19 protein-coding genes are annotated in these 22,643 nt (G+C 66.3%); 16 read left to right on the top strand and 3 right to left on the bottom strand.

The features are described 5' to 3' along the window. Positions 1 to 70: 70 nt before the first annotated feature. Positions 71 to 1,021 (top strand): hydroxypyruvate isomerase family protein, encoded by a 951-nt coding sequence (locus ESB00_RS04280; protein ID WP_129046487.1) that lies wholly within the window; start codon positions 71 to 73, stop codon positions 1,019 to 1,021. Positions 1,022 to 1,132: 111 nt separating this feature from the next. Here ESB00_RS04280 and ESB00_RS04275 read toward each other — a convergent pair whose 3' ends face one another. Next, positions 1,133 to 3,844, bottom strand: coding sequence for a PVC-type heme-binding CxxCH protein (locus ESB00_RS04275; RefSeq protein ID WP_218938678.1), 2,712 nt, complete (start codon positions 3,842 to 3,844; stop codon positions 1,133 to 1,135). Positions 3,845 to 4,013: 169 nt separating this feature from the next. On the opposite strand from ESB00_RS04275, the gene ESB00_RS04270 reads away from it, so the two are divergent. The 9 genes from ESB00_RS04270 (at position 4,014) to chrA (ending at position 15,632) form a co-directional block, all read left to right on the top strand. Continuing rightward, complete coding sequence (locus ESB00_RS04270) at positions 4,014 to 5,042, top strand: WD40 repeat domain-containing protein (protein WP_129046486.1); 1,029 nt, start codon at positions 4,014 to 4,016, stop codon at positions 5,040 to 5,042. A gap of 159 nt (positions 5,043 to 5,201) precedes the next feature. Continuing rightward, the gene (locus ESB00_RS04265) at positions 5,202 to 7,160 is read left to right on the top strand and encodes a PAS domain-containing hybrid sensor histidine kinase/response regulator (RefSeq protein WP_129046485.1); all 1,959 of its coding nucleotides are present in this window, start codon (positions 5,202 to 5,204) and stop codon (positions 7,158 to 7,160) included. A gap of 87 nt (positions 7,161 to 7,247) precedes the next feature. Then, positions 7,248 to 7,649: a hypothetical protein gene (locus ESB00_RS04260; RefSeq protein WP_129046484.1), complete on the top strand. Its 402-nt coding sequence runs from the start codon at positions 7,248 to 7,250 to the stop codon at positions 7,647 to 7,649. 175 nt (positions 7,650 to 7,824) lie between these two features. Further along, positions 7,825 to 10,056: a TonB-dependent receptor gene (locus ESB00_RS04255; protein WP_129046483.1), complete on the top strand. Its 2,232-nt coding sequence runs from the start codon at positions 7,825 to 7,827 to the stop codon at positions 10,054 to 10,056. Between the two features lie 20 nt (positions 10,057 to 10,076). Continuing rightward, complete coding sequence (locus ESB00_RS04250) at positions 10,077 to 10,469, top strand: copper-binding protein (RefSeq protein WP_129046482.1); 393 nt, start codon at positions 10,077 to 10,079, stop codon at positions 10,467 to 10,469. A gap of 9 nt (positions 10,470 to 10,478) precedes the next feature. Next, entirely contained in the window at positions 10,479 to 12,716 is a 2,238-nt protein-coding gene (locus tag ESB00_RS19830; protein WP_218938677.1) for an SCO family protein, read from the top strand. Positions 12,717 to 12,726: 10 nt separating this feature from the next. Further along, positions 12,727 to 13,755, top strand: coding sequence for a DUF4198 domain-containing protein (locus ESB00_RS04240; protein WP_129046481.1), 1,029 nt, complete (start codon positions 12,727 to 12,729; stop codon positions 13,753 to 13,755). Between the two features lie 40 nt (positions 13,756 to 13,795). Next, on the top strand, positions 13,796 to 14,356 hold the full coding sequence (gene thpR / locus ESB00_RS04235) for an RNA 2',3'-cyclic phosphodiesterase (protein ID WP_164976030.1): 561 nt from the start codon (positions 13,796 to 13,798) through the stop codon (positions 14,354 to 14,356). A gap of 88 nt (positions 14,357 to 14,444) precedes the next feature. Then, entirely contained in the window at positions 14,445 to 15,632 is a 1,188-nt protein-coding gene (gene chrA, locus ESB00_RS04230) for a chromate efflux transporter (RefSeq protein WP_129046479.1), read from the top strand. Between the two features lie 89 nt (positions 15,633 to 15,721). Here chrA and ESB00_RS04225 read toward each other — a convergent pair whose 3' ends face one another. Next, positions 15,722 to 16,777: a DUF481 domain-containing protein gene (locus ESB00_RS04225; protein ID WP_164976029.1), complete on the bottom strand. Its 1,056-nt coding sequence runs from the start codon at positions 16,775 to 16,777 to the stop codon at positions 15,722 to 15,724. A gap of 121 nt (positions 16,778 to 16,898) precedes the next feature. Between ESB00_RS04225 and ESB00_RS04220 the strand changes: the two genes are divergently transcribed. From ESB00_RS04220 to ESB00_RS04205, 4 genes are all read left to right on the top strand, one after another. After that, positions 16,899 to 17,516, top strand: coding sequence for a TIGR02466 family protein (locus ESB00_RS04220; protein ID WP_129046477.1), 618 nt, complete (start codon positions 16,899 to 16,901; stop codon positions 17,514 to 17,516). A 97-nt stretch (positions 17,517 to 17,613) separates the two neighbouring features. Then, on the top strand, positions 17,614 to 18,120 hold the full coding sequence (locus tag ESB00_RS04215) for a replication initiation negative regulator SeqA (protein WP_164976028.1): 507 nt from the start codon (positions 17,614 to 17,616) through the stop codon (positions 18,118 to 18,120). A 47-nt stretch (positions 18,121 to 18,167) separates the two neighbouring features. Next, complete coding sequence (locus ESB00_RS04210; RefSeq protein ID WP_218938676.1) at positions 18,168 to 18,605, top strand: diacylglycerol kinase; 438 nt, start codon at positions 18,168 to 18,170, stop codon at positions 18,603 to 18,605. A gap of 25 nt (positions 18,606 to 18,630) precedes the next feature. Then, entirely contained in the window at positions 18,631 to 19,512 is an 882-nt protein-coding gene (locus ESB00_RS04205; RefSeq protein ID WP_129046475.1) for an alpha/beta hydrolase, read from the top strand. 24 nt (positions 19,513 to 19,536) lie between these two features. Here the strand turns inward: ESB00_RS04205 and ESB00_RS04200 are convergent, their stop codons facing one another. Continuing rightward, positions 19,537 to 20,673 carry an LptF/LptG family permease gene (locus ESB00_RS04200; RefSeq protein WP_164976027.1) on the bottom strand — a complete coding sequence of 379 codons (1,137 nt, stop codon included), beginning with the start codon at positions 20,671 to 20,673 and terminating at the stop codon, positions 19,537 to 19,539. A gap of 127 nt (positions 20,674 to 20,800) precedes the next feature. Here ESB00_RS04200 and ESB00_RS04195 point away from each other — a divergent pair, with 127 nt between their 5' ends. Together ESB00_RS04195 and ESB00_RS19575 are read left to right on the top strand one after the other, a co-directional pair. After that, a complete protein-coding gene (locus ESB00_RS04195; RefSeq protein ID WP_129046473.1) occupies positions 20,801 to 22,414 on the top strand; it encodes a sodium-dependent transporter in 1,614 nt (537 codons plus the stop codon). Next, the gene (locus ESB00_RS19575; RefSeq protein WP_164975956.1) at positions 22,411 to 22,566 is read left to right on the top strand and encodes a hypothetical protein; all 156 of its coding nucleotides are present in this window, start codon (positions 22,411 to 22,413) and stop codon (positions 22,564 to 22,566) included. The genes ESB00_RS04195 and ESB00_RS19575 overlap by 4 nt, the downstream gene beginning before the upstream one ends. Positions 22,567 to 22,643 lie beyond the last annotated feature (77 nt).

Raw genomic sequence — 22,643 nt, 5'->3', positions numbered from 1 at the left:
CACTCACAGCCTCAGATTGCATCCTTGGCGTGGAGCCAAAAGACGGTTCAGCTTTGAAGCACCCCACCCCATGAACCGCCGCACCTTCGTCTCCTCTGCGCTCGCCGCCACCGGCGTTGCGCTGCTCAGCAACCCCGTCAGGCTTTTCGCGCAGACCGGCGCGCCCCGCTTCAAGCTCGGTTACGGCCCGCACCCGGGCATGTTCAAGGCTCACGCCCCCGGCGGCATTCTCGATGAGATCAAGTTCGCCGCCGACCAGGGTTTCACCGGCTGGGAGGACAACGGCATCGCGGGCCGTCCCGCGGCCGAGCAGGAAGCCATCGGCCAGACACTGAAGGACCGGGGGATGCAGATGGGCGTCTTCGTTGCCCACGCCAGTTTTGACGAGCCGACCTTCGCCGTGGCCAAGCCGGAATATCGCGAAAAGGTCCTCGCCAGCATCCGCAACGCCGTGGATGTGGCCAAGCGTTGCGGCGCGAAGTGGTTCACCGTCGTGCCCGGCTCCGTGGACCAGCAGTCCGACAAGACCGAGAAGTGGAACCGCTACGGCGGCCCACGCCTCGCCGAAGGTTACCAGACCGCCAACGTCATCGCGTTGCTCCGCGAGTGCTCGGCGATCCTCGAGCCGCACGGCCTCGTGATGGTGCTCGAACCACTCAACTGGTATCGCGACCACGGCGGCGTCTTCCTGCAGCGGTCAGACCAGGCCTACGCGCTCTGCAAGGCCGTCAACAGCCCATCGTGCAAAATCCTTTTCGACATCTACCACCAGCAGATCACCGAGGGTAACCTCATCCCCAACATCGACCGCTGCTGGGACGAGATCGCCTACTTCCAGGCCGGCGACAACCCCGGCCGCAAGGAACCCGGCACGGGCGAGATCAATTACCGCAACGTCTTCCGGCACATCCACCGCAAGGGCTTCACCGGGGTCGTCGGCATGGAGCACGGCAACGCCAAGCCGGGCAAGAAAGGCGAGGAAGCGGTCATCCGCGCGTATCGCGAGGCGGACGGATTCTAGATTGCGTCAGAGTGGCTCCACGCGTGGGCGGTGAGCTTGCTCACGCCACGAACGTCGTGTTGCGCTCGTGGCGCCAGCAAGCTGGCCGCCCACCCGACCAGGTTGAGCCGCTCAGAGCCCCTTCAAATACGCCACCAGGTCCGCGACGGCCTGCGCGTCCAGGCCGAGCTGCTCGGCGCTGAGCATCAGGGAGCGGTTCATGCGGGTCTTCTTGGCGACACGGTCGGCGGGGATCAGCTGCGTGACACCGCCCATGCTCATCACGACCAGCGGGTCGCTCTCCGACACCTGCATGCCCTGCACGAGCCGGCCGTCCTTGAGTTCGACCGTGGTGCCTTCGTAACCGTGGGCGATATCGGCCGACGGATTCACAATGGCCCCAACGACCACCTCGGTGGTCTGCATCTTCGCGAAGGCGGTGAGATTCGGGCCGTATTCCACACCCTGGTCGCCGATGCGGTGACAGAGGTAGCAGGAACTCACGAGCGCGGCGCCACGCTTCGCATCGCCCTTGAGCGCCGCGATCTCCGCGGCCGGAGGCAGCTTGCTCGGTTCCGGCACCGGCACGACGCTCTCGTTCACGACCACCGTCGTCGCATCGTAAAGGCCCCGCGCCTTCAATTCGGCATCGAGACCGAGACCGGCCCAGCGCGTGTCCTTGTAATTCAGCAGCCACCAGAGCGCCTGCCGCTGCACGAGGCCGTCGGACTTTTGCGCCAAGTCGGCCAAGGCCAGCGCCGGTGCCTTGCCGGGCATGAAGCCGAGCGCGGTGACGGCGGCGAGCCGGTCTTTCTCCGACAACGTGGTCGCGGCCGCGCGCGCGGCGAACTGCGGCGCAGCGGCATGGGGTGTCAGCCGCCAGAGCAGGCCCGCATAGGCTGGGGTCCACTTGAGCGGATCGGCCCCGGCGTGCGTCGCGATCAGCGCGGCGGCAATTTCCGCTTCCTTGCCCGCGCAGCCGATGCCCCAGGCCTCGAGGTAGGTGCGGTCGACGCCGTCATAACCGCGCGCGAGCGTGAGCAGAATGTCCTTCGCCTCAGCGAGGGGCACGTCGCGCATCGCGACGGCGACTTGCCGGCGCACGGCCGCCGAAGGATCGACGGCGAGTTTGGCAGCGTGGACGAGCACGCGGTGATTCTGCCGGCGCAGGGCCTGGAAGGCCGTCGCCCGAATCTGCGCGTCGGCGTCGCCCAACAGGGCTTCGACGCGCGCGAGTCCCTCGGAGCCGAGTTCGGCAAGCAGCCACACGGCGCGGGCCCGGATGAAGGGATTGGCGTCGGCCAGCAGGCCGGCGACCGGCGCGACCGCGGCGGCGCCCTGCGCCTTGAGCACAACGAAACCAAGTGAACGCACGTTCACCGCCGGGCTCTTCAGCGCGGTGAGCTGGCCCTCGGTCGTGGCGAGGTCGAACTTGGGCACGACCGATTTGAAACCCTTCGGCGCGACGCGGTAGATGGCGCCGGCGGTCAGGTTGTCGAAGTCCTGGTGTCCGCCCACGCGCGGGTCGAACCAGTCGGCGATATAGACGGCGCCGTCGGGCCCGACCATGACGTCGGAGGGACGGAAGAACGTGTGCAGCTCCTGGCTGACGCGCCCGCGCAGCGCATCGGTGCCGGCGAGCACCTGCGCCGGATTGCTCGTCACAAAGTTGAAGCGCTCCAACTTGAAACCCGCCCCGTCGGCCTTGGGCCGGTAGCCGAAGATCGTGTTGCGCGCCGCCTCGGCGCTGAGCAGCAAGCCGCGCCACTCGGGACCGAAGGCGTCGGCCTCGTAGTAGGCGATGCCGGTCGGCGCGCCCGCGCCGTAGATGTCGCCGGCGGGCATCGCGCCCGGGTCTTCCTGCCGCCACTCGGACGTGGGAATATCCTGGCCCGGCCGCCGGTCGGCCCACCAGATGCGCTTGCCGTCGCGGGAGAAAAAGCCGGCGTTGCCGTATTCAAGCACGTGACTGGTGCGGCTGGCGGGCGGGTCGTCGTTGTCGTTTTGGAAAACGTCGCCGAACGACGTGACCGTCTGCTCGTAGCTGTTGCGGTAGTTGTGGCCGATGATCTCCGTGCCGGTGGCGTCGGGCTTCATGCGCACGGTGAAGCCGCCGACATAGACGTGGCCGTCGTCGCTCTTGGCGCCGGCGAGCTGGGTGGGTTTCCAGCTGTAGATGGGCGGCGCGGCCTTGCCCCAGGTCGGCTCGTAGGAGCTGCCGACGCGGAAGGTCCGGCCGGCGCGGTCGGTGAAGTGCGCGCTGTTGTTGCCCTGGCTGAAATACCAGCGGCCGTCGGGCCCGACCGTCACGGAGTGCAGCGAATGGTCGTGGTTCTTGCCGTTGAAACCGGTGAGCAGCACCTCGCGTTTGTCCACGGCGGCGTCCCAGCGGGCGTTGCGGTCCACGTCGGTATAGACGATCAGGTCGGGCGCGTTGGAAACGATGATCTTGTTGTCCAGCACCGCGAGGCCGAGCGGGGCGCCGAGGGCGGGCTCCTGAATGAACACGTGGCTCGAGTCGGCCGTGCCGTCGCCGTCGGTGTCCTCCAGCACGACGATGCGGTCGCCGGCCTTGTCGCGGTCGTCGTGACTGCGGTAGTTGACCCCCTCGGCCACCCAGATGCGGCCCTTGTAGTCCACATCCATGTTAGTCGGGTTGCGCAGCATCGGGGCCTGCGCCCACACGGTGATCTCGAATCCCTCCGGCACGGCGAAGCCGGTCGCCGGCACGAGCGCCGGCGGGGGCGGAGCTTCCGGAGTGGCGGGGGCCGGGGCCTGCGCAAGCAGCGCAGCGGGCAACAGGGACAGCAACAGGGCGGCGGCGGGGCGTGGAACAAACGTCATGGCGTGGGTCGGGGTTGACGGAACCGAGCCAGCAAACCGGGCCAACCGCGCAGGGCAAGGCTCGCGTTGCGCGGCTGGGAGGACAGTCACACGATCCAGAGACGGACGCCCGCCTGAGCAGACACTCGCGCCTTGCACGGTACCGCGCTCGCGCGCAAGTTGCGGGCGAATGCAATTCGCCAAGCACTGGGCCGCCGCCCTCGACGACTACGCCATCGACCTCGCCTGGTCGCCCGACGGCCTGCTGCTGGCCGCGGCGGCGCAAAGCGGCAGCGTCACGCTCTTCGACGCGACCACCGGAGCCGAGAAGCACACCCTCGCCGGCCACACCGACGGCACGAACTGCCTCGGCTGGTCGCCTGACGGCACCCTCCTTGCGACGGGTGGGCAGGACGGCTGCGTGCGACTGTGGAGCCCGGCCACCGGGGCGCAGACCGCCGAGGCAAAACTGGGCAACGCCTGGGTCGAGCATCTCACCTGGCAATCATCCGGCGCTCAGCCTTCCGCGCTCAGCACTCCGCTGCTCTTCGCCGCCGCCGGCCGGAAACTCGTCGCCATCAAACCCGACGGCACGATCGCGCACGCCTTCCCCGACGCGCCCAAGACCATCAGCGCGCTCGCCATGAAACCCGGCGGCGCCACCCTCGCGGCGGCGTGCTTCGGCCACGTGGCCCTCTGGAAAACCTCCGATTTCTCCGCTTTCAAGGAGTTCCCCTACGGCAACGCCATCTACGCGCTCACGTGGTCGCCCGACGGGCGCTGGCTCGTCGCCGGTTGCCACGACAACGCCGTGCATCTGTGGGCCCCGGCCGAGGCCGACCTGGAACTGCACATGAGCGGCTATGAAACGCGGCTCAAGGAACTCTCTTTCAGCTCCGACTCGAAGTGGCTGGCCACCGGCGGCGGCCGTGACGCCTGCGTGTGGGACTGCTCCGGTGCGGGTCCCGAGGGCCGCGAGCCCTTGCTGCTGCCGCATGATGCGCGCGTGTGCGCCCTCGCCTTCCAGCACAGCCACAGCCTGCTCGCCTCCGGCTCCGCCAAGGGTGAATTCACGCTCTGGATGCCGACGCGCAAGAACCCGATGGTTGCCGAGGTCACCATGCCGTCCGCCGCCACGAGGTTTGCCTGGCGTGGCGACGATGCGCTGCTCGCCGTCGGCACGGAGAAGGGCCAGGTCTTCGTTTTCAAAACGGCCTGAGCCGGCCGGCGGATCGTCGTTTGCAGCTTGCACGGCGTGTCATAAGAAGTTCTCGTGATCGCGGGCCAGTCGCCGGTCAACCCCACCAGCGTCACAGTAAATCATGTCCCCATTGTCCGCCAACACCGCCCTGTCCACCCGCTCCATCGGAGGCGCGGCATGAGCTTCAACCCCGGGGCGCCCGACTCCCGCGCCAACGCCAGGGCGATCAACGAATCGCTGCTCGCTGCGATCGTCGCCTCCACGGAGGACGCCATCATCAGCAAGACGCTGGACGGGGTGGTCACCAGCTGGAACGGCGGTGCGGAAAAGATCTTCGGCTACACCGCCGCGGAGATGATCGGCCAACCCATCACGCGGTTGTTCCCAGTCGATCGGTTCGGCGAAGAGTCATCCATCCTTGATCGGCTGCGCCGAGGCGAAACCGTGAAGCACTTCGACACGGTGCGCATCCGCAAGGATGGCTCGCTCATTGATGTTTCCGTCACCATCTCCCCGATCCGCGATGCATCCGGCAACATCCTGGGGGCGTCCAAGATCGCCCGCGACATCACCAGCCGCAAGAAAGTCGAACACGACCGGGACGAGCTCAACGCCCGCTTTGCCAAGCTCAGCTCGATGGTCCCGGGCGTAATCTACCAGTTCAAGATGCGGGCGGACGGCACCTCCTGCTTTCCCTACAGCAGCGAGGCGATCCGCGAGATCTACCGCGTCAGCCCCGAGCAGGTCATGGACGATGCTTCCGCCGTGTTTGCCGTGCTCCACCCGGAGGATCGGGATTCCGTGGCCGCCTCGATCAAGCAGTCGGCCGAGACGCTCCAGCCCTGGCAGATGGAATATCGGGTCCGGTTTCCCGACGGGTCGATCCACTGGCTGCGCGGTGAATCCACCCCCGAACGGACGGCGGACGGCGGCACGATCTGGCACGGCTTCATCTCCGACATCACGGAGAGCCGCCGGTTGGAAACCAAACTCGTCGAATCCGCCAAGCTCGAGAGCCTCGGCGTGCTCGCCGGCGGCATCGCCCACGACTTCAACAACCTGCTCACGGGCATTCTCGGCAACGCTTCCCTCGCCCGGCAGGAGCTCCCGCCGGCCTCGCTCGGCCAGCCGATGCTCGACCAGATCGAGACCGCCGCCCGCCGCGCCGCCGACCTCTGCAAGCAGATGCTCGCCTACTCCGGCAAGGGCCGCTTCGTCGTCCAACGCCTCGACCTCAACAAGCTCGTGGAGGACACCACCCACCTGCTCCAGATTTCCATCGCGAAGAACTGCGTGCTGCGCTTCAACCTCGCGGCCAACCTCCCCGCGATCAAGGCCGATGCCACGCAGCTCCGCCAGGTGATCATGAACCTCGTGATCAACGGCTCGGAGGCCATTGGCAACCGCAGCGGCGTGCTGGCGCTGACGACCGGCGTGGCCCGGGTGGACAGCGAATACCTCAAGGGCTTCCGGCCCGACGCCTCGCCCGTCCCCGGCGACTACGTGTTCATCGAGGTCAGTGACAATGGCTGCGGCATGGACTCCGCCACGCTCGCCAAGATCTTCGATCCCTTTTTCACGACCAAGTTCACCGGCCGGGGTCTCGGCCTGGCCGCCGTGCTCGGCATCGTGCGCGGCCACAAGGGCGGACTGAAGGTCTATTCCGAGCCCGGCAAGGGCACGACATTCAAGCTCTTCTTCCCCGTCGCCGGAGGCAAACCGCAGGACAGCTTCAGCCCGTTCCAGGATGCCGCGCCGTTCCAAGGCTCCGGCACCGTGCTCGTGGTGGACGACGAGGAGACCGTGCGCACCGTCGCCGCGCGCATGCTCGAACGCCTGGGCTTCAGCGTCGTCATGGCCAACGACGGACGCGAAGGCATGGAGCGGTTCCGAACCGACCCCACGCGTTTCACGCTCGTGCTGTTGGATCTCACGATGCCGCACCTCGACGGTGAGGAAACCTTCCGCCAGATGCGGATGCTGAACCCGACCGTGCGGGTGATCCTGACCAGCGGGTTCAACCAGCAGGAGGCTATCAACCGTTTCACCGGCAAGGGCCTCGCCGGCTTCATCCAGAAGCCCTTCGAGCTCGCCAGCCTCATCCAGGTCATCCGCAGCGTATTGCCGCACAACTGAGCCGTGATCCGCGGCTTATTTCGCAGCAAGCTGCGCTCATACCCAGCCCGCCTGACACATTCCCGGCTTGCGACTCGCCCGGAGGCCATGCACATGGAGCGCGTGCGCCGCACCCTCTCCACGACCTGCCTGCTGCTCGCCTGGCTTTGTGCCAACGGCGCGGTGTGGAATGTCGTGCAGGTCGTCGCCTGGGCGAAGATGTTCAAGGAATACTCCCAGGTGATGCCCGTGGCCGACGCTCTGGAACTGACCTTCGACGGCAGCGCACCCTGCGAGATGTGCACCCTTGCGCAAAGCAACCAGGACGCCGCGCGCCGGCAGCTGCCGACCGAGGCCGCACTCGGTGGTGGAACGGAAAAAATCCTTTTGATCGCCGACTGGACGCCAGCCCCCGTGCTGATCGCGCCCGAAATTGCCTGGCCGGGCCTCGTCAACGAGGCCGGTCTCACGCGCACCGTTTCGGTGCCCGTGCCCCCGCCGCGCGCCTGAAGCGGCACACATCCTGATCCCCTCTATCAAGAGGGGTGCCCATCAGGGCGGGGTGTGTTGCACGCTGGCACTGTTTCCCCGCCGCGGCCTTTCCGCCCGGCGTCTCCTTCCACGCCCGCCTCGGGCCGCGCCTGTGCGCCCGCGTCAACCCGCGCACATCCCGACCATCACAACCATGCATTTCCGCACTCTTTTCACCGTATCCACCCTGGCCTCCGCCGTGCTCCTGCGCGCGCAGACGGCCAACGAAACCGTCGAGCTCGACAAGCTCGAGATCAACGCCGGCAAGGAGGCCGTCTTCTCCCTGCCCCTCGACTCCGCCCCGGCTTCCGGCTCCCGCCTCGGCCTCGCCAACCGCGACCTGCCCGTCTCCGTCTCCGTCGTCACCCAGGAGGTGATGCAGCTGCGCGGCCTGCGCACCGCCGTCGAGGCCGTCGAGGCCGCCGTCGGCATGACCGGTGGAACCCAGTTCGGCTCCATCCCCACCTACTCCACCCGCGGCTTCGGCTCCAACAGCGTCAGCGTCATGCGCGACGGCATCCGCCAGAACACCGCGTCGCAGTCCTCGCGCACCGTGGACTCCTTCCTCCTCGACCGCGTCGAGGTTCTCAAGGGCCCGGCCTCGCTCATGTTCGGCGAGGGCGCCGTCGGCGGCGCGGTCAACTACCTCTCCAAGTCCCCCAGCCCCGTCGCCCGCGGCGAGGCCTTCGTCAGCGCCGGCGCCTGGGACAGCTACCGCATCGGCCTCGGCTGGGGCGGCCCGCTCCCGCTCGGCTCCAAGGAACACCCCGTCACCGCCCGCGTGGACTACAGCCACAACGAGACCCAGGGCTACGTGGACCGCAACGCCCAGCGCTACGACGCCGTCGCCGCCGCTCTCGCGTGGCAGGCCACCGACAAGCTGAAGCTCTCCTTCAACACCACCCTGCTGAAAGACTGGAACGAGAGCTACTACGGCAACCCGGTCGTCTACGACGGCGTGATCAACACCACCATCCCCGGCAACACCAACGTCGAGGTCCGCACCTTCAACAGCGCCACCGACCGCATGGTCAACCCGCGCGTCGTCGACGCCGCCCGCCGCACCAACTACAACATTCTCGATAACTACGCGAAGACCGAGAACACCTTCTCCCGCCTCCGCGCCGAGCTGCGCCTGACACCCGACCTCGAGCTGCGCAACGAGGCCTACGTCGCCACCCAACTCCTCAAATGGCGCAACCTCGAGACCAACACCTGGAACCCGGTCACTCAGCTCGTCGCCCGCTCCTCGTTCCTCCACATTTACCGCGACGACCTGCTCGCCGGCAACCGTCTCGACCTCATCCACCGCGGCACAATCGCCGGCCGCCCCAACCGCCTCATCGTCGGCGGCTTCTTCGAGCGCAACAACCTCACCCGCGGCGGCACGCCCTTCGGCTACGCCACCACGGCCAGCAGCGTCAGCCTGCTCAACCCGGCCCAGACCTCCGGCCCGGGAGATGCGAATTACTTCATGAAGACCTCCCATGTCATCATCGAGACCGCCGCCTTCTATGTGGAGAACGCCCTCGACGTCACCTCCGACGTGAAGCTCATCGCCGGCCTGCGCCACGACACCATCGATTTGACCCGCGACACCCTTGTCACGCCGGCCAACCCGACCTTCGCGCGCTACGAGAAAGGCTATTCCCCGCTCACGGGCCGCGCCGGCGTCGTGTGGTCCGTCCGCAAGGACCTGAACCTCTACGCCAGCTACAGCCGCGCCGCCGAGCCGACGACCCAGCTCGTCAGCTTCACCGCCACGTCGAACGACTTCGCCCTCCAGACCGGCCGCCAGTTCGAGATCGGCGCCAAGGGCTCCCTCGTCGGCGGCAAGGTGGACTTCACCCTGGCGCTGTTCGACATCGAGAAGAACAACATCCTCGCCTCCACCCTCGACCCGCTCACCGGCTTGCGCATCAGCCAGCAGATCGGCGCGCAGAATTCCCGCGGCGTCGAACTCGCCGCCGGTTTCTCGCCGGCTGACGGCTGGCGTCTCGAGGGCAACGTCGCCTGGACCGACGCCTGGTATGGCAGCTTCGCCGAGAACCTCGGCACGGGCGTCATCTCCCGCACCGGCAACACGCCCTCCAACGTCCCCGAGTGGGTCGCGAGCGCCTTCGTCGTGAAGCGTATCTCCCAGGCCTTCGCCCTCAACGGCGGCGTGCGCTACGTCAGCGACCGCTTCGCCAACAACAATAACTCTGTCGTCGCCGAAGGCTACGTCGTGGTTGATGCCGGCGCCAGCTACACTTGGAACGACGTCACCTTCACGCTCCGCGGCCGCAACCTCCTCGACGAAGAATACCAGCCCGTCGCCGGCACCACCATGTGGCGCCTCGCCGACCCGCGCAGCTTCGAGCTGAGCGCCCGATTCACGTTCTGAACGCCCCAAACATCAGCCTCATGAAAACTGTCCGCCTCATTCTCGCGCTGCTCGCCATTCCGGCAGCGCTGTTTGCCGGTGAAAAGTCCGACGACAAGGCCAAGAACTGCGGCTGCGGTTGCTGCAAGGGCAAGAAAACCTGCTGCTGCAACACCGAGGCATCCGCCGACGACGCCAAGCCCGAACAAGCCAAGCGTTACCCGCTCAAGGGCGTCATCGTCGACATCCTCGCAGAAAAGTCCGCCCTGCTAGTCAAACATGAGGAGATCCCGGGCTACATGATGGCCATGACCATGCTCTTCCAGGTCGACGCCGCGACCCTCAAGGCCGCCGTCAAGGGTCAGGCCATCACCGGCACGCTCGTGGAAAAGACCGACGGCTTCTGGCTCGAGGACATGAAGCCGGCCAAATAAGACCGACTCATGCGCGCGCTGCTCGCCCTGCTCGTTCTCACCGTTGCCGGCTGTTCCCGCCAGGAACCGCCGGCCGCAGCCTTGCCAGCGTCCAGCGCGCCGCAACCGAAGGAATACGCCCTGACCGGCGAGGTCGTGGCGCTCACGCCCGAGCGCAACGCCATCATCGCGAAGCACGACGAGATTCCGGGTTACATGCCGCCCATGACAATGGAGTTCATTGTCGAGGCCGCGGAGCGCGCGAAGCTCGCCGAGGGTCGGCGGTTTCGCGCACGCCTCGTGGATGACGGCTCGGGCACGCTGCGGCTCTTCGACATCGTGCCCCTCGACCCCGTGAAGGAGGCCACCATCGCTGCGGCGGCGGGCCAACTGCGCCAGGAAACCTCCATGCGGGGCAAGGGCGCCTACCGTGAGATCGGCGAAACCGTCCCGCAATTTACGCTCTATGACCAACAGGGCGAGACCTTCGCCATCAACCGGGTCAGGGGAAAGTGGGTCGTGATGAATTTCATCTACACGCGTTGCCCGATAGCGACCATGTGTCCGGCCGCCACCGCGCGCATGTATGACCTGCAGCGCACGGCCCGCGAACAGGGCCGCGACGACCTCGAACTGCTCTCCATCACCCTCGACCCGGCCTACGACACGCCGCCCGTTCTGAAAAGCTACGCCGAGGCCCGCGGCATCGATGGGAAGAATTTCCACTTCCTCACCGGCCCCGAGGGCGCGGTGCGCGACCTGCTCGTCCAGTTCGGCGTCATCGTCGAGCCCGGCGAGAACTTCCTGAAGCACACCCTTGCCACGATCCTGATCAACCCGCAGGGCAAGATCGTCCACCGCGTGGACGGCACCACTTGGTCGCCCAAAGTGTTTCTCGAGCGCTTGCCCGCCCCCAAACCCGCGCCCGCCGTCACGCCGCTGTCCTCGCACTGTCCGGCCGATTCCGGCGAATCGAGCCTCTTCCGCGGCCCTGATGGCACGGTTTATCAAACGTGCTCCGGCGCCGGCCGGCAGGAGGGCGAACGCGGCCTCTGGCTCGCCACCCTTGCGCCCGGCGCTGAGACGTGGTCGGAAATGCGCCTCATCGTGAGCACGCCGCTGCTCATGGAAAATTGGGCCGACTTCGCCACGCTCATCGTGGGCACCGACGGCCAGCTCTGGGCCCAGTGGTTCCAACGCCAGCCCGGCGAGGACAGCCACGGTTACGACGGCTGGTTCGCGCGCTCCGCCGATGGTGGCGCTTCGTGGTCCGAGCCCGCGCCGCTCGGCCACGAGTTCGTCAGCCTCGCCCCGCTCAGCGGTGGCCGCGTGCTGTCCGTCTGGCTCGAAAGCGCCCGCGTGCGGGATCCGAACGCCCCGCGCGTGAAGCGCGATCCCAACGCGCCGCGTCCAGCCAAGGATCCGAACGCGCCCTACGCCCCCTCGATGCGCCTGAAGTCCCGCCTGCTCGGCCCCGACGGCACGACGCTGCAGGAGTGGATCGTCGATCCCGATGTCTGCACCTGCTGTCAAACCACGCTGGCCACGCTGCCCGGCGACCGCGTCCTGGTGGCCTACCGCGGGCACCTGCCGGACGAGACCCGCGACAACTGGGTCGCACTCTTCGACGGCGCCACTTGGGGAAAACCGCATACCCTCCACGACGACGGCTGGAAGATCCCCGCCTGCCCCGTCAACGGCCCCGCCGCCGATGCGTTGGGGGAACGCACGGCGATCGCCTGGTTCACCGCCGCCGCCGGCGTCGCGAAGGTGCAGGCGAAGTTATCCACGGACGGCGGCCACACCTTCGGCCCCGCGGTGCCCATCGACCTCGGCCGCCCCATTGGGCGGGTCGACCTCGTGACCCTCTCCGACGGCTCGGCGGTCATCTCCTGGCTCGAAGCCCGCAGCGAAAACAACGCCGCCGGCCTCTATGTGCGCCGCCTCTTCCCTAATGGGCGGCTCTCCGCCCCCCTGCAGGTCGCCGCCACCAGCGCGGTCCGCGCCAGCGGTTTTCCGCGGATGGCGACCCAGCCGGGAGCGCAGCTCCCGGTCGTCATCAGCTGGACCGATGCCACGCCCTCCGATCCCGCCGACCCGAAGTCGCCCGCCGCGACGCGCGTGCTCACCGCGCGGTTCAGCGCCGGGGCACTGACCAAGACCCATTCGACCGCCGCGCTTCCCGCCGCCAATCGCCCGGTTGCGGTCGTGCGCGGTGAAGAACTTCAGTTGCTCGAGGTTTGCGCCGTGCCGGAAACCGTCCACTGATTCCAGCATCATGATCCTCCGCGTTGCCCGTTTTCTGCTGCTCGCCTGCCCGACCTTCCTCGCTGCCCACGAATGCTGGCTCCAACCCTCGCGCTTCGACCCCGCGCCCGGCCAAGAGCTGGTGCTCCGCCTCAACGTCGGCATGAATTTCCAGGGCGAGGCGCGCCCCTTCAACTCCCAGCGCGCCGCCAAGCTGGTCCACCACTCCGCCGCCGGCGCCGCCGACTGGACCGGCCAGACCAAGGGGCAGACCGAGCTGGCCTTTGCACTGCCGTCTCCCGGCACCCATGTGCTGGCCCTCGACAGCAACCCGAGCTTCATCACGCTCGAAGCGGAGAAGTTCAACGCCTACCTGAAGGAGGAAGGCCTCACGGCAATCCTCGCCCAGCGCGAGCAGGCCGGTGAAACCAACACGCCCGGCAAGGAACGCTACATCCGCAACATCAAGACGCTCCTCATGGCCGGCGGCCGCAGCGACGACACCTGGAAAGTCCGCACCGGCCAGCGCCTCGAACTCGTGCCCCTCGACAACCCGGCGACCGTCCAGCCGGGCGGCACCCTCCGCGTGCAGTTGTTCTTCGCCGGCCAGCCGCTCGCCGACAACCTCGTCCGCGCCTGGCACCGCACCGGCGACAAGCTCACCGTGATCGACGTCCGCACCTCGGCGACCGGCGAGGCGGCCTTTACGCTGCCCGCCGCCGGCGCGTGGATGCTCAGCACCGTGCACATGGCCCGCGTGACCGGCGACGACAAAGCCGACTGGGAAAGCCTTTGGGGCAATCTCACCTTCGCGATCCCGGCGCCCGCCGCGACCCACCCGGTGAAGGGTGTGATCATGGGCATCATGACCGACAAGACCGCGCTCCTGGTGAAGCATGAGGAAGTCCCCGGCGTCATGCGCGCCATGACGATGATGTTCAAGGTCGAGCCCGCCGTCCTCGAGCGGGTGAAGCGCACCGACGCGATCCAGGCCAAGATGCAACGCCGCGCCGACGGCTGGTGGCTGCTCGACGTCGAGGTCGTGGCTGCCGGCAAGTAAGCGGACTTGCCTCAGGGCAGGGCGCGGTTTGGTTCGCCCCGTGCCCCGGCTCTTCACCGCCCTCGTCCCGCCCACGACCATCCAGACCGAACTGGCTGATGTCGCCGCGCCGCTCGCAGGCGTGCGCTGGACGCCGGCAGAGAACATCCACCTCACGCTGCGTTTCATCGGAGAAACCGACGAAGCCAAGGCGGAACGCTACGCCGAATCGCTCGCGCGCGTGCGAGTGGAGCCGTTCATCCTGCCCGTCGGCGGGGTCGGACTGTTTCCGACTCGCGGGCCGGCCAAGGTCCTCTGGGCCGGCGTGGGCAACGGCCACACGCGGCTCTACCAACTGCGGAAGCAGGTGGACGAAGCGCTGCTCGCCGTGGATGCGGGGCTCGCGATGCCGGGCTTCCACCCGCATTTCACGCTCGGGCGGATCGGCGAAAGCTACGAACCCAAGGAACTCGCCCACTTCCTCGAACGCCACCGGACCCTTGAGGCTCCGCCGTTCCGCGTCGCGGATTTCCGGCTGATGAGCAGCGAACTCACACCCGGGCGCCCGCCGGAGTATCGGGTGGTGCGGAGTTTTCCGTTGGATCGGGATCCAGTTCCGTAGGGTCGGCGCTTGGGACGATCCTACACCCAATCCATTCGTCACAAAGAAAGGCGTGCGCCATTCCGCTGCGCTTGCTTGCCTAGCCGCGATGCCACCCCGACCGACCGTGCTGGAGATATTCCTCGTCGCCCTGCGGCTGGGCTGCACGTCGTTCGGCGGACCGGTGGCGCACCTGGCGTTTTTTCGGAAAGAATACGTGGAGAAGCGGCGCTGGCTGGACGAGGCGCACTACGCGGACCTCGTCGCCCTCTGCCAGTTCCTGCCCGGTCCAGCGAGCAGCCAGACGGGCTTCGGCATCGGTTATATCCACCGGGGCTTTGCCGGCGGTCTCGCCGCCTGGCTCGGCTTCACGCTGCCTTCCGCCGTGTTGATGATCGGCTTTGCCTACGGGGTTTCGTTCCTCGGCGAACTCGCCTCCGCCGGATGGCTCTTGGGGTTGAAAGCGGCGGCCGTGGCGGTCGTGGCGCAGGCGGTGCTGGCCATGTGGCGCAACCTCTGTCCTGACCTTTCGCGCTCCGCACTGGCCGCCGGCAGTGCCGGCCTGCTGCTGGTGCTGCCTTTCGCGTGGAGCCAGATCGGCGTGATCGCCCTCGGGGCGCTGATCGGCCGGTTGTTTCTCAAGGCGCCGGCGTCGGTCGCTGTCCGGTCCTTGTCATCAAATGGGGAAAACCTGCGGAAGGCGTGGCTCTGTCTCGGCGTGTTTTTGGTGCTGCTGCTCGGTCTGCCTGTGCTGGCCGGGCTGACAGCCCACCCGGCGCTCGACGTCCTGGACCGCTTTTATCGCGCGGGCTCCCTGGTGTTTGGCGGTGGGCATGTGGTGCTGCCACTGCTGGAGCGCGAGGTGGTCGCGCCCGGCTGGGTCACACACGACCAGTTTCTTGCCGGCTACGGGGTGGCGCAGGCGGTGCCCGGACCGCTCTTCTCCTTCAGCGCGTATCTCGGCGCAGTGGGCACGCACGGGGCCGGCGGTTGGGCCGGGGGGCTCTGGTCGTTGTTCGCGATATTTTTGCCGGCGTTGCTGCTCGTGGCCGGTGCCCTCCCGCTCTGGCAAACCTTGCGGACACGGGCGGACATGCAGGCGGCGATGCGCGGCGCCAATGCCGCCGTCGTGGGCGTGCTGCTGGCCGCCCTCATCACCCCCGTCATGGCCACCGGGTTGACCAGCAAACCCGCGGTGGCGCTGGCCGTGGGAGTTTTCGCGATGCTCGAGTGGGCCCGCTGGCCGGCTTGGGCCGGGGTCGCGGCCGCCGCGCTGGCCGGCCTGTGGTTGTTGTGACCCGGCCACCCCGGGCCGCGCTCGGGCACAGCAACAAAAAAGGCCGGCGGGAAGCGCCGGCCTTTGCTGCACGAAAAACGCTGCGCGCCTTACTTCCAGTTCAGGATCAGCGCCGAGAAATAGGTGGTGTCGAGTTTCTCGATGCCACCGGCCGGCTTGCTCTGGTAGTCGTTGTTCACGCCGAACCGGAGCTTCCAGAAATCCGCGCCCTTCACCGGCAGATCGAACGAGGTCTCGTGGACGAGGCGGTAGTTGGCGAACTCCTTGAAGGAAGGCGACCAGGTGACAACGTTGTTCATCTTGGCCCAGCCCAGGGTGGACGAGTTGATGAGCGCAACATCCAGACCGGCGGAGCTGAAGTTCGCCGCGCCGTTGGTGTAGGTCTCATAAACGTAACCGAGACCGAGGCGGACCTCCGTGTCCTGGTTGTCGTTCTTCACCAGCTTGCGGCCGAAACCGAAGGCGGAGTTGGAGCGCAGGTCGATGGCCTTGATCTCGTCTTTGCCGATATCGGTGCGGACATACCAAACGGTATTGCTGTGGGCGATGCTGGACGAGTAATCGACCCCGGCCCGCCAGTCGTTGGCCGTCTCGTTGCCGTTCTCCTGGGCGCGGTTGATGATGCCGGCGAAGATCAGTTTGTCTTCCGGACCGGCGAGCGTCGCCTTGAAGCCGACGGAACCGGCAAATTTCTCGGAGCCGCCGGTGCGGCCCGTGATGGCGGCGGCGGCCTCATAGGCCCAGCGGCGCTTGAGCTTTTCCGCGGCGGCCTTGGCCTCGCGCATGGCCGGGCTGTCCGCGCCCTGGCGCCAGACGGCGACCACTTCGGCGGTGCCGGCGACCTGTTGACCGTTGGCGGCGGCAACCGTGATGCCCTGCCCGGAAGCAGCAACCTTGCCCAACACGGCGGAGCCGCTGGCGAGGCTGACGTTTACCGCTTCGTCGGTGGCGAAGCTCAGTACTTTGTCCTGAGCGATCTCAATGGTGCCAGCGAAGGCGGTTTCAACCTTCAGCTTGCCACCCTCGGCGGAGAGGATCTTGCCATTGACGATGGAGCCGTCAGCGAGCTCGACGCGGTCGGCCCAGGCGGAGGCCGCCAGCCACAAGGCGAGCAGCGAACTGATGAGGATTCGGAATGATTTCATATTCATGGATTAAGCGTATCAATTCGACTATTGGTCAGCCCCGGCATGAGGCAATTAAACAAATACGACCGACCCGGGCTTCCGGATTGCGGTTCCCACCCATAAACCGCCTGATTTCCGCATGCCCGCCCGCGCCTGGTTCCCGACTCTCATCTATCACGAGCCCCTGTTGAGCACCGGCTTGCAAAAGTTCAACGCCGCGCTCGCCGACGAGTGCCGCAACCTGCGCGACTTTGACAGCGCCGGCCGGCGCTGGTCCGCCAAGAACTATCCCGGCGGCTACACTTCCTACGCCTCGCTGAACCAGCTGCACAAGTTCTCCTCCACCTTCGCCGGCTTGGAGCGGAAGATCACGGCCCATGTCAGACGCTACGCGGCACTGCTCGACATGGACCTGCGCGGCCGGTCGGTGCACATGACGGATTTCTGGGTGAACATCATGCCGGAACACGCCGCGCACAGCCTGCACCTGCACCCGCTGTCGTTTATCAGCGGCACCTACTATGTGGTCACGCCCCGTGGCTGCCCTGGCCTGAAATTTGAAGACCCACGCCTGAGCAAGTTCATGGCCGCCCCGCCCAAGACCGCTGAGGCCCGGTCCGCCAACCGGCCGCACATCACCTACCCTGCCAAAGCCGGCCATGTGATTCTGTTCGAGAGCTGGCTCCGCCACGAGGTCGCCGCCAACCGCACCACGGCGGAGCGCATCAGCGTGAGTTTTAATTACAACTGGCACTGACGGAGAAGTCCCGGAAGCGGGAAATCCGGTCAGACATTATAAAGATTTTCAGCGCGCGAGCGTTGCCCGCGCCATCCCACGGGCGCATGTTGCCGTCGTGAAAAGAATCGATGTCAGCGATGAGGCCTACGCCGCCCTGCAGCGGCTCGCGGCCGCCAAGAATCTGACGCCGGCCGAGCTGATTGCCGCGCTGGTTGATCCGAGCCGCCCCGCTCTGGCCGGCGACACCCTGCTCTTCCACCTCGCGAGCGCGGAATTCACGAAGCTCACCGACCGGACCGAGCGCTACCTCAACCTGCTCGCCTGGTGCGCGCGCCACTACGCCACCGATTTCGCGGACTTCATCTCTCATCAGGAAAGCGGACGCCGCTACCTCGCCTGGAACCGCGATGAGATCAACGAGGCCCGCGCCCACAACCAGGCGCGACAGATCGACGGCACGCAATTTTGGGCCGTGATGACGATAGACGAGGCCACCAAGCGCCGCTTCGTGTGCCGGCTCCTCGAGTTCATCGGCTGTCACGACGAGACCGTGGCCGAGGCCTGCCATGCGCTGGGCTTCACCGCCCCGGTCACACGGCGCTTCGGATTGCTGAGCGCCTGACACAGTTTGGATTTGTCGGCGACCCCGCGGAAGCGTTCACTCCGTGCGTGAGCGATCCCGTGCCGCCGCCCGAATCCAAGCGCCGCGACTTCCGGAACTTCTTCCAGTCGGTGGGCTACGCCATCGACGGTTTCTGGGCGGCGCTGAAGCACGAGCCTTCCTTCCGCGAGGACCTGATCTTCGTGGCCATCCTGACCCCGCTCGCGGTGATCCTGCCCGTCAATGCCGTCTCCACCGCGGTGATGATCGCCTCGCTTTTCCTGATCGTGATCGCCGAGCTGCTGAACTCGGCCATCGAGTGGACCATTGACGACATCTCGCTCGAGAAACGCCCCTTCGCCAAACGCGCCAAGGACATGGGCAGCGCGGCCGTCTTCATCGCCTACATCAACTGCATCGTGGTCTGGGGCGTGATCCTTTACTCCAACTGGAACCGCATCGCCACGCTCGAGTTCCTGAAGTGGCCGCCGCCCTTTCTGCCGTAGCTCCGGTTGGCGCCCACCTTTCCGCATGAAGCTGCTCATCGTCACCGGCGTCCTTTTCGCCGCTACCTTGGCGCGGGCTGAAATCCAAGCAACGCCCCCACCCGCCATGGAAACCCGGATCTACAAGCGCGTGGCCGGCCGGGAACTGCAGGTCGATGTCTTCCGACCGGACGGAGAAACCGCCCGGTCGGGCCGCCCCGCCATCGCCTTTTTCCACGGTGGCGGCTGGGTTTTCGGCCGGCCGGCCGAGTTTCACGGCGCGTGCCGACGCTACGCCGCGATGGGCTTTGTCACCTTCGCGTTCCAATACCGGCTGTCGATCAACGCCGACGGCACCTACCCGCACCCGGATGTCACGCTCGTCGAGTCCGTGAAGGATGCGCGGTCGGCCCTCCGCTGGCTCCGGGCCAATGCCACGACCCTCGGCATTGATCCGCACCGGATCGTGGTCGCCGGCCAGTCCGCCGGCGGCCAGCTCGCCTGGTCCACCGTGCTTTTCGATCCGATCAACGAGGACACCGACGACCTGAATGTCAGCCCGCGCCCCGACGCCCTGCTGCTCTACTCGAGCAATTACAATACCATGGAAGTCTGGGCCGATCTGATCATGGGCCAGCGCCGGACGCAGATCTGGTCCGTCTCCCCTTACCACAACCTGAAATCCGGCCTGCCGCCCGCGCTGGCCTTTCACGGCCGGGAAGACGCCACCGTTCCGTATTACAGCGTCCAGCTCTTCGCCACGAAGACCCGCGAGCTCGGCAACGCTTTCGAGCTGGTGACCGTGGACGGCCGCCAGCACTACCTCGGCGAGGGCCATGAAAAATACGCCCGCTATTTCGATGAAGCCATCCTGGAGCGAACGGATGCGTTCCTGCGCGAACAGGGCCTCATGCCCGGTAGCCGGTGATCTGCCGTCCCGGCTAAGACCCGTTCAGCGCAGCCGCCCGAAGAACCACGCGGCGAGGCCGATCATCGCGAGATTGGGCATCGCGGCGGCCCACACCGGCTCGACGTAGCCCTTGGTGCCCAGCAGCGTGGCCAGGTTGCTCAGGATGTAGTAGATGACGAAAAGTCCGATGGACTTGGAGACGCCGACCACGGGATTCACGCGCACGCCGGAAACCGCGAACGGCACGGCGATCGCGATCACGATGAGCGGGCCGAGCGTCGAGAACAGCATGCCGTAGTAGCGCACCTCGTAGCCGATGAGCTTCGGATTCTTTTCCGCGGCGAAATAGCCGGTGATGCGCTTGAGTTCGTTGAACGAGAGATCCTGCGCCCGCTTGGTGCCCACGAGCAGCATCAGCGAGGGATCCTCGTTGAAATACGGCACGGTCTTTTTCTCGAAGGTCACGGAGCGCATGAGCTCGCCCAGCTCCGGGTCAAACCACAGTTCGCGGCCGTCGAGGAGCGTCCAGCTGCGGGCGGCGGTATCGTAGGTCGCCTCGCGCGCCATGAGCCGAGTTTTTTCGCGCCGCTGCGCGTCCATCTCGGAGACGGTCACGCCAAAGGCCTTGCCGGAAACCTGGCTGTAGCGGTTGATAAACCACATCCGGTTCTGCGGCCGGTTGTCGAAAGCCATCGTCGTGACCAGGCCGAGCGAGTCGGCGTCGGCCGGCTGCGCGCCGCTGGCGGCTTTCTCGGCCTCGGCCCGGAACAGGATGGTGTCGCGCAGGCTGCGCGAGGTCTCGACCGACCAGGGCACGACCCGGGCGTTCAGCAGCAGGGAAACGCCGCAAAGGACGATCCCCGCCAGCCAGAGCGAGCGCGTGGTGGAGAAAATGTTCAACCCGGCGGCGCGGATGGCGGTGAGCTCGTTATTGCGGTGCAGCTTGCCCAGCACGAAGAGCAGCGATAGCAGCATGGACAGCGGCAGCACCACCGTGAGATTGCTGGGCATGCTGGTGGCAAAATACAGGAGGATGTCGCCCATCGCGGCGTTGATCTGGGTAAAGTCCCGCAGCTCGTCGTAGAGCGAAGTCATGAGCAGCAGGCCCATCGTCGCGGCCAGCAGCAGGCCGAGCATCTTCAGCCATTCGGCGAGCAGGTAGCGGTCGAGGAGGTTCATCAGGTGACCGGGTGAGACAACCACCCGGGCCGTTGGTGGCAAAGCCGAAAGCAATCCAGCCCGCACGCCCCCCTGATGGGCACAGTTGGTGTTTGCCCGGCCGGGCCAATCCCCTTTCATCGCGGCCATGTCAAAAACCCAAGAAGCCTGGAGTTCGCGCCTCGGCGTGATCCTGGCCGTTGCGGGAAGTGCCGTCGGTCTGGGCAACTTCCTGCGTTTTCCGGGCCTCGCCACCCAATACGGCGGCGCGGCGTTCATGATCGCCTACTTCATCTCGCTCCTGCTGCTCGGCATCCCGATCGGCTGGGCGGAATGGACGATGGGCCGCAAGGGCGGCCTCGCGGGCTACCACTCCTCGCCGGGCATTTTCCACGCCATCATTCGCCACCCGGCCGGCAAATACCTCGGCCTGCTGGGGTTCATCGTCCCGGTAATGGTCTACATGTATTACGTGTATATCGAGGCCTGGTGTCTCGGTTATGCGCTCAATGCCGCCACCGGCAATCTCAGCCTGCCGGGCATGAACTACAGCGACTTCTTCGCCACGTTCACCGGCACGCGTCAGGACGGCGCCTCGATCCATTTTGGCCTCAGTGACGTCGGCATCTTCGTGGTCATCGTCTATGCGCTGAACTTCTTCTTCATCTACCGGGGAATTTCCAAGGGCGTGGAGTTCGTCTGCAAGTGGGGCATGCCGCTGCTCATCCTGATCGCGCTCATCATCCTGGCCCGCGTGCTCACCCTCGGCACGCCCGACCCGGCCAAGCCCGACCAGAATGTGATCAACGGTCTCGGCTTCATGTGGAATCCCAAGGAGATCGCCACCGGCCTGAAGAATCCCCAGCTCTGGCTCGCCGCCGCCGGCCAGATCTTCTTCTCCCTCTCCGTCGGCTTCGGCGCCATCATCACCTACGCCAGCTACCTCAAGCAGAAGGACGACGTCGTGCTCAGCGGCCTGACCGCCGCCTCGGCCAACGAATTCTGCGAAGTGGCGCTCGGCGGCCTGATCACGGTGCCGGCGGCCTTCGTGTTCTTCGGCACGGCAGGCATCGTGGGCATGGGCACTTTCGGCCTCGGCTTCAATGTGCTGCCCCACGTCTTCGCGCAGATGGCCTTCGGCCAGTTCTTCGCCACCATCTTCTACCTGCTGCTCTTCCTCGCCGCCATCACCAGCTCGCTCTCCATGCTCCAACCGGGCATCGCCTTCTTCGAGGAGGGCCTTGGCCTCGGACGCAAGGCCGCCATGGGTGTGCTCGGCCTGCTGACCGCCCTCGGCACCGCCCTCGTGTGGTGGTTCTCCAAGGACCTGAAGGCCCTCGACACGATCGATTTCTGGATCGGCACCGTCGGCATCTTCGTCTGCGGGACCATCCTGATCATCGTCTTCGGTTGGGTGATAGGAATCGATGAAGGCATCAACGAGGCCCACCAGGGCGCCGAGATGCGCATCCCCGGCTTCTACAAACCCATCATGAAATACATCACCCCGCTCTACCTGCTGGCGATCTTCGTGATGTTCCTGCTCGCGAATATCTTCGGCTGGAACTTCAAGTTCGGCCCCGAAGCCGCGTTCAACCCGACCAGCTACGTCACGGATCTCGTCGGCGACAACCCGAGCGGCCCGGCCCGCATCGCCTTCGGCTTCATCGTCATCACCATCATCTTCGTCACCTTCCTCGTGGCCCAGGCGGGCAAACGCTGGGAAGCGGCGGAAAAATCCAACGGAGGAAAAAAATCATGACCCCCGGCGGCTGGATCACCATGATCATCTCGGTCGGCTTCGTGACCGTGCTCTTCGCCTATTGTGTCTGGCGCGTGCTCACCAGCCACAAGCCCGACCACGACCTCGGCCACATCGAACCCGTCCACAAGGACCAGGTGGACGAGCGCTGAGATCTTTTGCGGAAAGCCATTCCCCCGCTTGATTTTTTCCAGAGCCCGCTAAAATGGCGGGCTCTTTTCTTTAACCA

It is taken from the genome of Oleiharenicola lentus (assembly GCF_004118375.1).
GTDB classification, from domain to species: Bacteria; Verrucomicrobiota; Verrucomicrobiia; order Opitutales; family Opitutaceae; genus Lacunisphaera; species Lacunisphaera lenta.
Note: the sequence above shows the minus strand (reverse complement) of the source record. Positions and strands in the feature narration are given on the sequence as shown.

Coding starts and splice junctions, on each gene's coding strand:
- ESB00_RS04280 (WP_129046487.1), top strand. CDS start 71: ATGAACCGCCGCACCTTCGTCTCCTCTGCGCTCGCCGCCACCGGCGTT.
- ESB00_RS04275 (WP_218938678.1), bottom strand. CDS start 3,844: ATGACGTTTGTTCCACGCCCCGCCGCCGCCCTGTTGCTGTCCCTGTTG.
- ESB00_RS04270 (WP_129046486.1), top strand. CDS start 4,014: ATGCAATTCGCCAAGCACTGGGCCGCCGCCCTCGACGACTACGCCATC.
- ESB00_RS04265 (WP_129046485.1), top strand. CDS start 5,202: ATGAGCTTCAACCCCGGGGCGCCCGACTCCCGCGCCAACGCCAGGGCG.
- ESB00_RS04260 (WP_129046484.1), top strand. CDS start 7,248: ATGCACATGGAGCGCGTGCGCCGCACCCTCTCCACGACCTGCCTGCTG.
- ESB00_RS04255 (WP_129046483.1), top strand. CDS start 7,825: ATGCATTTCCGCACTCTTTTCACCGTATCCACCCTGGCCTCCGCCGTG.
- ESB00_RS04250 (WP_129046482.1), top strand. CDS start 10,077: ATGAAAACTGTCCGCCTCATTCTCGCGCTGCTCGCCATTCCGGCAGCG.
- ESB00_RS19830 (WP_218938677.1), top strand. CDS start 10,479: ATGCGCGCGCTGCTCGCCCTGCTCGTTCTCACCGTTGCCGGCTGTTCC.
- ESB00_RS04240 (WP_129046481.1), top strand. CDS start 12,727: ATGATCCTCCGCGTTGCCCGTTTTCTGCTGCTCGCCTGCCCGACCTTC.
- chrA (WP_129046479.1), top strand. CDS start 14,445: ATGCCACCCCGACCGACCGTGCTGGAGATATTCCTCGTCGCCCTGCGG.
- ESB00_RS04225 (WP_164976029.1), bottom strand. CDS start 16,777: ATGAAATCATTCCGAATCCTCATCAGTTCGCTGCTCGCCTTGTGGCTG.
- ESB00_RS04220 (WP_129046477.1), top strand. CDS start 16,899: ATGCCCGCCCGCGCCTGGTTCCCGACTCTCATCTATCACGAGCCCCTG.
- ESB00_RS04205 (WP_129046475.1), top strand. CDS start 18,631: ATGAAGCTGCTCATCGTCACCGGCGTCCTTTTCGCCGCTACCTTGGCG.
- ESB00_RS04200 (WP_164976027.1), bottom strand. CDS start 20,673: ATGAACCTCCTCGACCGCTACCTGCTCGCCGAATGGCTGAAGATGCTC.
- ESB00_RS04195 (WP_129046473.1), top strand. CDS start 20,801: ATGTCAAAAACCCAAGAAGCCTGGAGTTCGCGCCTCGGCGTGATCCTG.
- ESB00_RS19575 (WP_164975956.1), top strand. CDS start 22,411: ATGACCCCCGGCGGCTGGATCACCATGATCATCTCGGTCGGCTTCGTG.